This window comes from Bifidobacterium sp. LH_417 (genome assembly GCF_056357035.1).
Window position 1 is genome coordinate 1 of the sequence record NZ_JBKEVI010000039.1, and the last position, 1,400, is coordinate 1,400.

Consider the following 1,400-nt stretch of genomic DNA (forward strand, 5'->3'; position numbering starts at 1 on the left):
CCCCCAGCCCCAGTTCATCCCCCCGGTTTTCAACCCAGGTGGGTGCGGTCCTCCACACGGTCCTACCCGCGCTTCAACCTGACCAGGGCTAGATCATCCCGCTTCGGGTCCAGGACAAGCGACTCAGACGCCTTATTCAGACTCGCCTTCGCTACGCGTACCCCACACGGGTTACGCTCGCCACCTGCCACTGACTCGCAGACTCATTTTTCGATAGGCACGCCGTCACCCCACAATGGAGGCTCCGACGGATCGTAGGCGCACGGTTTCAGGTACTCTTTCACTCCCCTCCCGGGGTGCTTTTCACCTTTCCCTCACGGTACTGGTCCACTATCGGTCGGACAGGAATATCTAGGCTTACCCCACGGTCGGGGCGGATTCACACGGGATTCCACGAGGCCCGCGCTACTTGGGACACGCGATCATGAGACCATGCGCATACGACTACGGGGCCATCACCCTCCACGGCCAGGCATCCAATCCTGTTCGTCTCGCACACGATTTTGTCACTCACGCCGGGCCCGTCGGAACCCGGTCACACGCTCCCGCAACCCCAGTGCCGCAACCCCCGACGGGTATCACACGACACCGGTTTGGCCTGATCCGCTTTCGCTCGCCACTACTCACGGAACATCCTTTCCTACAGGTACTGAGATGTTTCACTTCCCTGCGTACCCCCCAGCCCGAAGACTGGTGCCACCCCATCGAGGGTGGCGGGTTCCCCCATTCGGAGATCCTGGGATCAAAGCCCTGTCGGCGGCTCCCCCAGGCCTATCGCGGCCCCACACGTCCTTCATCGGTCCTGTCCGCCAAGGCATCCACCACTGCGCCCTCACCAGCAACACACACGCGCCACCGGCGAAAACCAAATTCGCGAATACATCGGACGACACATCAACACAACACGTTGACGGTCACAACAAAACGACCGAACGAACACCAAGACAAAAAGCCTCGGAGTTCGATCGAAATCAACAAAACAAGAAAAAAACAAGTTCTTCTTGCTCGCGTCCACTATCCAGTTCTCAAACCACCAACACACACCAAGCCCACAGGACACCCCACCAGGAGACACCCCACGGAACCGGGCGGCATCGGACCCGCACCCCAAGCCGAAAGACTCGGAGGGTGGCGGTCCGGGAACCCAAAAGCATGCCGCACCACTCGACCACACGGGACCAGCCCGCCCACGGGACCAAAACCCCATGCCATACAGCCCATGATCTCTTCCACACCAGCAACCCCACCGGAACCGCGACTGTCGCGGCCGTGGGGCACACACCGGCCACCAGACAGTGGCCTGTATTCTCCGTAGAAAGGAGGTGATCCAGCCGCACCTTCCGGTACGGCTACCTTGTTACGACTTAGTCCCAATCACGAGCCTCACCTTAGACGGCTCC

2 rRNA genes are annotated in these 1,400 nt (G+C 60.5%); both read right to left on the reverse strand.

Annotated features, from left to right (window positions below):
* Positions 1-846 (reverse strand): 23S ribosomal RNA (locus AC1AYR_RS11710); the annotation flags it as partial.
* A gap of 469 nt (positions 847-1,315) precedes the next feature.
* Positions 1,316-1,400: ribosomal RNA gene (locus AC1AYR_RS11715) — 16S ribosomal RNA — on the reverse strand; the annotation flags it as partial.